Consider the following 6,833-nt stretch of genomic DNA (forward strand, 5'->3'; position numbering starts at 1 on the left):
AAGCATAAAGTTAGCTCTAGCCTATTTTCGCCGTCGAAAATTGCGGGCGATTTTAAATACGCTGAGTGTGGCAGTAGCGATAGCGGCGTTGGTGGCTTTGCAAGGGTTGAATGTTACGGGGGAAGCCGGTAAAAGTGGGGAATATCTGGCAGATCCAGACTATGCTGGGAATGCAGGATTTTACCCTGATCGGAATCTTGGAAGACAGCGGAGTGGCCCAGACCAATGGCGGTGCCGTGGTCTTTATGCCCTTGACAACGGCTCAGAAGGCTTTCGAGCTGGAGGGCAAATTATCGTACATCAGCATTGTCCTGCAAAACCCGGACAATGTACTGGCGGTGCAAAAAGCCTTACAGGAAAGCTTGGGTAATAGAGTAGAAGTGCTCACCCCCTTGGGACGAAACGGGAATAAAGACAAAATGTTGGGTTTCATTAAGAGCCTTAATAATGTTTATGGGTTCATGGGCTTGTTCCTGGCTTTGTATGTCATGTATAACTCCATGAGAGTTGCGGTATCCGAACAACGTCGTCAACTTGGAATCCTGCGTGCCTTGGGTTGGCGACGCTGGGAAATCCATAAATTAATCATAGCCCAATCAATATTAATCGGTGTAATTGGCAGTACGCTGGGGCTCCTCTTAGGGACATATTTGGCTCAAGGTTTGCTCAGCACAGTGAGCGATACTTTGAACGAAGTGTTCAAGGTTTCTATTCCCCGCATTCGTTTTACGATGCTTAATTACGCCATAATATGGCTAACGGGCGTGCTGTCATGCCTTTTCTCTGCTTGGCTACCCGCTTGGAAGGCTGCCAATATCGCGCCGATCGAGGCCATGAACAGCCGATACTCGATCCCTTGGGCCAAAAACATTGGCGTTGCCATCGTCATGGCTTTGGTCGTTGGTCTGAGTACAGTGTACCCAGCTTGGTTGGCCTCAAAGGTTGACCCGGTCAGAGCGTTGCGTTCAGAGTAAATTATAAAATTGGTTAAACTTATACATAAAAGAATAAACAGAATTATAAGGAGAGTAGTTTGTCATGCCGGTTAGGCAAATCTATACCACACTGGACAGGCTGGATAAAGAAGGATTCGTTAGTGGAACTGAAGAAGAGCAAAGTTTCCGACCAGACAAGAAGGTGTACGATATTAGCCCGAAAGGGGTCCGGGAGTTAGAGCGTTGGCTCCAAGAACCGGCTACCAAACCAAGGGCTCTGCGAGATGAACTCTTTATAAAACTAGTGTTCATTAGCAGGGAGAATCCGGAGCTTGCGCTCCATCTCCTTGAACGACAGACTCAAATATACATGGAGCAAATGAGAGAACTGACAGAAACCAAGTATCGCCTGAGCAAAGGCGGGATCAACCGGGAGAATATGATGACTGATCTTCTCACGGATGCGGCATTGTTTCACGCGGAAGCCGATGTGCGGTGGTTGAGCCATGTAGAAGCCAAGATCCTTGAGTATGCCAGGACGTAGGTGTTCCTTTTGCCTGAGTTTTCCTTCGGTCCCCTTATCCATTTGGAGAAGGGGACCGAAGGTTTTTTCACTGACAGGATCTAAAAAAACCAGTGTTCTTAGAGACAGCGATTGGTTGACAACTAAAGTTCCAAAGTTGTGTTTTTAGGTAACTTTTAGCCGTAGAGTTTAGAGAGCGTCAAAGCGTTATATCGGGAGAAATCCATCTGACAATGAATAAAGCTTATAGGTTTGTAAATGAGAGATCAGTTTAGAGGCAGAGCTTAGTCTAATTGAACTAGCTGCTGACGTGGTGCTTCATAAGGGCTAGTTTATCAATAACTCAAGTGCCGAGACTGATATTAACAAGGAGTTAAATATCAGTTTTAAGGTAGGTATCGAGAAAGGAGGGAATAAGGTTACAACCTACTACTCGAAAGGAAGTGAATTAAGGGAAGCGGGAATAAGGCTAGACGATGTGACAGAATAAGAAATTAGTCACAATCTTAGATCGAAAGGAGGGAGAAAAATGTCAGATAACTTTGCTGCAGTAGGGCTGTTGCTCGCGTTTGCAGTGGTTCTACCAATTGTAGTGATGGCTATTGTTCATTTATTGGCACCCCATAAGCCACATAAGGAAAAGTTGATTGACCTATGCGGAATGGATCTGGAGGATCACCTCGAAGTTGTTTACCAATTATCCAGTCTTCGCGGTCCTCAGCGTTTAAGGATTGTAGCTAGAGTAGAACGAGAGAATCCTGTGATTAACTCAGTGACTCAGCTCTGGAAGGGGTCAGACTTTTTAGAGCGTGAAGCCTTCGATATGTTCGGCTTACAATTTAGAGGACATCCAAATTTGAAGCGTATCTATATGTGGGATGATTTTGAAGGGTATCCAATGCGGAAAGATTATGTTATTGAGAGTCATGAACAACGTGCTGTTATGAGAGTAAGAAAAGAAGGGGAATAGGTGGGGAAACTATAATGATTGAAGGAACTCAAGAGTACTCCTTAAACATGGGCCCCCAACACCCAAGTACACATGGCGTGTTTCGCATGGTGGTCCATTTGGATGGAGAGGTTGTTACTAATGTTGAACCCAAAATTGGGTATCTTCATCGTGGTCTGGAGAAAATGGCAGAAAGTCGAACTTATACTCAGTTTATTCCGTACACAGACCGCTTAGATTATCTAGCAGGTCCACACAACAGTCTTGGTTACGTCCAAGCCGTTGAAAAATTGATGGACATAGAAGTGCCTGAGCGCGCTGAGTACCTCCGCGTGATCTTTGCGGAATTGGGTCGTATTGCTAGTCACTTGTTTATGATTGCGAGTGGGTCTTTAGATATTAGCGGCTGGACTCCTTGGAGTTATTGCGTACGTGACCGCGAGCGGATTCTCGACTTTTTTGAGATGACTGCGGGCAATCGTATGACTCCCAATTACTTTCGCATCGGCGGAGTAAGCCATGATGTTCCTGACGAGTTTATGCCTGCACTTGAGAGCTTTCTCGAGGATATGCCAGAGATGATTGAGGAGTACTATGGTATCTTTTTAGGTAATGAGATTGCTCAATCACGCATGAAAAGTGTTGGAATTCTCCCCAAGGAATTGGCAGAAAATCTGCTGATAACGGGGGCGAATCTAAGGGCCTCTGGAGTTCAGTATGATGTGCGCTGAGCCTTACGGTATTTACGACAGGTTTGATTTCAATATCCCTGTATTGTATGGCTGCGATACCTATGACCGTGAAGAATTACTTTGGGATATGATTGAACGTGCAGAGCAATCAAACATGTCCAGTGGGAAGGTGGGGTGAGCATGGGCACTATCGTTTTCTTTATTTTTGCGATCCTGTCGATTGCAGCAGCTTGGGGTGTTGTGACCTCCAAGAACATTGTGCACAGCGCGCTCTATCTAGCCCTATCGTTTTCGGGAGTTGCCGTGCTCTATATTCTCTTAAATGCCGACTATTTGGCAGCGGTGCAGTTGTTAATTTATACGGCAGCGGTCTCCCTGATGGTCGTCTTCGCTGTCATGCTGACTCTGCGTGGAGATATCTGTGATAGCAATCCAGAAAACCGTAGTTGGCTAATGGGAGCACTGATCTCGGGTTCAGTCTTTGTGATCATGGCGCTGGTGATTCTCTCCAATGCGGACTGGCGTGTTTTGGCCGGCGTATTCTTTGCTAACCCGTTTCGTACGCGCGGTCAATGGTAATCCAACCTTTATGTTTGATGAACTCGCCGCAAGGCAAGACCTCTTTAGTCCAGCCTTCCAAAAGGTCGCCTTTGCCTTAATGGTGATTGGTTTTGGATCCTTGATCTCCATGTTCCCCTTCCACTCCTGGTCTCCTGACGGATATGCCGGTGCGCCGACGGCCGTGAGTATGATTCACGCAGGCGTCTTAAAGAAAATTGGGGGCTATGGCTTAATTCGGTTAGGGGTTTATGTCCTGCCGGTGGGTGCCAGTTTCTGGGCACCGTACATTGCCACGCTGGCTGTGATCAGCGTCCTCTATGCGGCCTTCATCGCCTTGGCGCAAAAAGACCTCAAATATGTGGTCGGATATTCCTCCGTCAGCCATATGGGCTACGTGATCATCGCCATCGCGGCCTTGAACCCGACAGCCGCTACCGGAGCTGTAGCCATGATGTTTGCCCACGGAGTCATGGCAGCCTTATTCTTCTCCATGATCGGCTTTATCTACGAGAAGACCCATACGCGCAACATTGCCGATCTGGGCGGACTGGCCCATCAAATGCCGCGCTTAGCGATTGGTTTTATGATTGCCGGTATGGCCTCGCTGGGCTTGCCGGGAACCGTGAACTTCATTGCTGAATTCACGATCTTCATGGGTGCCATCAAGGTCCTCCCCGTGCAAACCGTGCTCGGCATTGTCGGGATTATCTTTACAGCCGTCTATATCTTACGGATTATTGCCAACGTTATGTTCGGGCCGCGTCGTTCCGAATGGGATCATCTCACCGATCTTCGAGGGCCAGAATTAGTACCCCTCGTCTTATTCGGGTTCGTGATCTTCTTTGCCGGCATATTCCCGAACGTATTACTGGGTTTGATCGATACCGGAGTTACCTCCTCAGGCCTTGCTAAGGTCCTTGAGACGGTAAGTCAGGTGAAGATGGGAGGGTTGTTCTAATGGTAGAGTTCAATCTCGCGACCGTGCTCACGCCTGAACTTGCGCTGGCCACCCTGGCCTTGATGTTGATGGCCATTGGACTCCTGATTCCAGCCGGTGCTCGCCAAGGCATGATGCCCCTGACCGTGTTCTCGCTCTTAGGGGTTCTGGGTTATACCTTGTCTGACTTTTTCAACGGTGAGTATGCCTCGTTCCTAGACGGACTCTATATGCACGATCAGTTCGCAGTCTATTTTAAAGTACTCTTCTTAGCGGCTGCCCTGCTCGTCGTGCTCTCGTCAGGGGGGTATGTGCAGAACTTACCGAAACACCGCGGGGAATTCTATGCCTTGCTCTTAATGGCCACCTTGGGAATGATGCTGATGGCTGGAGCAGGCGAACTGATTACCATGTATGTCGGCCTGGAGCTGATGACGATTTCCTTCTATATCCTGGTCGCCTATTTAGCCAATGACGCCCGTTCATCAGAAGCAGGCATCAAATATCTGGTCTTAGGTGCCACGTCGTCGGCCATCTTGCTTTACGGCATCAGCCTGATTTACGGGTTGACCGGCTCCACCCAACTGACGGAAATAGCCGGTGCCCTGGGTGGGAACTTGAGCCCCGCGTCCTTCCTGGCGACCGCGTTCATCCTGGCAGGCTTGGGCTTTAAGATTTCCCTGGTTCCGTTCCATCTTTGGTCCCCTGATATTTATGAAGGGGCACCGACACCGGTGACGGCATTTTTGGCCATTGCTTCCAAAGCAGCAGCCTTCGCCGTGCTGATTCGGGTGTATCTCTTGACGATGAACAGTCAAGCCTTTTCAGCCACCGGCCAATCCCTCTTAGTGGTGATGGCAGCCATCACCATGATTGTGGGTAACTTGATTGCCATACCGCAAACCAACATTAAGCGCTTGCTGGCGTTTTCCAGCATAGCGCAAGCGGGTTATCTCATGGTGGGTATCATCGCTGAATCATCCGCCGGAATCAAAGGGGTCCTCTTCTATGCGATGATCTATGTCTTCGCCAATATGGGTGCCTTTGCAGTGGCCACCCATATAGCAGAGAAGCAAGGCAGTGACAAGATTGCCGATTATGCAGGCCTCTGGCGTCGCTCCCCCTTAGCCACCGTCGTCATGACAGCTTCCTTATTATCTTTAGCTGGAATTCCGCCCCTGGCGGGATTTGTCGGGAAGTTCTATCTCTTCTCAGCAGCGATGGATCAAGGGTATGTGGCGATTGCCTATATCGGGTTTGTGATGAGCATGATATCCGTGTACTATTATCTCTCGGTGGTCAAGGTGATGTTCCTCGCTGAGGGTGAGGGCTTACCGGATGTTCCAGTCCATGGAGCGATGAAGTTCACCATGGTATTTACCATGTTAATCACCTTAGCCATTGGTCTTTACCCCACGCCTTTAGCCCAAATGGCTACGGCGGCTGCTCAAAGTTTATTTAGGTAAGTGACTCAGTAAAATAGTGGTTTTATCACAAAATGGACAGCATTCGCTGTCCATTTTGTGATAAAAATAAGCGGGAGAACAGAAAAACATAAAGGAGCTGTGTGAACTTCTGTGGAGAATAAACAGTCCTTGGGGAAATCTGGCGAGGAATTTGCCGCTCGTTTTTTAATAGATTCAGGGTTAACTATAGTTACGCGAAATTATCGCTGTCCAAAAGGAGAGATGGACATTATCGCCCGTGATGCTGAAGCACTGGTCTTTATCGAGGTGCGTACACGACGGTCGTCTTATCGAGGGTGGGGCGAAGAGAGCATAACCCCCAGGAAGGCACAAAGGTTACAGGCGATTGCCTCCTATTATATAAATAGACTCTCGGCATTCGCCGAGGCGGTTGGGCCAAGGGGTTCCTTGAACCAACCTTATAGCATTCCTCCTACTTTAGTGGGAGGAATTTTGCTTTTTCATACAGTCGAACTGGAAATTCACTAGTAATAAAAATTTTCTTAATCTGCCATAAAACGGCCAGAATTACTTGACTTTCCCAAAACGCCCCCATAATCGCGTGACGAGGGGTTTTATCCCTTTGATTACAAAATATGGGGTGATCTGTTTGAAGCCAATACTTGTTTCTCATAAAACATATCAGGATTCCGTTCTCCTTCGTCTCCGCCAACATTATTCCGGCGGGGTCTTTGTCATCGTTAATGATGACTGGCATTTGGTCGTGAAGCTCTGGATGACTGATTTGTCTTACATCACGACTCTGCTTC

6 protein-coding genes and 3 pseudogenes are annotated in these 6,833 nt (G+C 48.0%); all 9 read left to right on the forward strand.

Annotated features, from left to right (window positions below; all coding sequences use genetic code 11):
* Window positions 1–134 precede the first annotated feature (134 nt).
* Entirely contained in the window at window positions 135–974 is an 840-nt protein-coding gene (locus JL57_RS29525; protein WP_291300747.1) for an ABC transporter permease, read from the forward strand.
* A gap of 64 nt (window positions 975–1,038) precedes the next feature.
* Window positions 1,039–1,479 carry a PadR family transcriptional regulator gene (locus tag JL57_RS29530; RefSeq protein WP_291300748.1) on the forward strand — a complete coding sequence of 147 codons (441 nt, stop codon included), beginning with the start codon at window positions 1,039–1,041 and terminating at the stop codon, window positions 1,477–1,479.
* Between the two features lie 508 nt (window positions 1,480–1,987).
* Window positions 1,988–2,428, forward strand: coding sequence for an NADH-quinone oxidoreductase subunit C (locus JL57_RS29535; protein ID WP_291300749.1), 441 nt, complete (start codon window positions 1,988–1,990; stop codon window positions 2,426–2,428).
* A 14-nt stretch (window positions 2,429–2,442) separates the two neighbouring features.
* Window positions 2,443–3,208: pseudogene (locus JL57_RS29540) on the forward strand (NADH-quinone oxidoreductase subunit D); the annotation flags it as partial.
* 71 nt (window positions 3,209–3,279) lie between these two features.
* Window positions 3,280–3,630: pseudogene (locus JL57_RS29545) on the forward strand (NADH-quinone oxidoreductase subunit J); the annotation flags it as partial.
* Between the two features lie 40 nt (window positions 3,631–3,670).
* A pseudogene (locus tag JL57_RS29550) lies at window positions 3,671–4,618 on the forward strand (NADH-quinone oxidoreductase subunit M); the annotation flags it as partial.
* Complete coding sequence (locus JL57_RS29555; protein WP_034145456.1) at window positions 4,618–6,063, forward strand: NADH-quinone oxidoreductase subunit N; 1,446 nt, start codon at window positions 4,618–4,620, stop codon at window positions 6,061–6,063. The pseudogene JL57_RS29550 and the gene JL57_RS29555, both read left to right, overlap by 1 nt.
* Before the next feature lie 111 nt (window positions 6,064–6,174).
* Window positions 6,175–6,552 (forward strand): YraN family protein, encoded by a 378-nt coding sequence (locus JL57_RS29560; RefSeq protein WP_291300750.1) that lies wholly within the window; start codon window positions 6,175–6,177, stop codon window positions 6,550–6,552.
* 94 nt (window positions 6,553–6,646) lie between these two features.
* Window positions 6,647–6,833: hypothetical protein (locus JL57_RS35925; protein WP_291300751.1), on the forward strand; the 187-nt coding region annotated here is incomplete at its 3' end.

It is taken from the genome of Desulfosporosinus sp. BICA1-9 (assembly GCF_000802135.1).

Coding starts and splice junctions, on each gene's coding strand:
- JL57_RS29530 (WP_291300748.1), top strand. CDS start 1,039: ATGCCGGTTAGGCAAATCTATACCACACTGGACAGGCTGGATAAAGAA.
- JL57_RS29535 (WP_291300749.1), top strand. CDS start 1,988: ATGTCAGATAACTTTGCTGCAGTAGGGCTGTTGCTCGCGTTTGCAGTG.
- JL57_RS29555 (WP_034145456.1), top strand. CDS start 4,618: ATGGTAGAGTTCAATCTCGCGACCGTGCTCACGCCTGAACTTGCGCTG.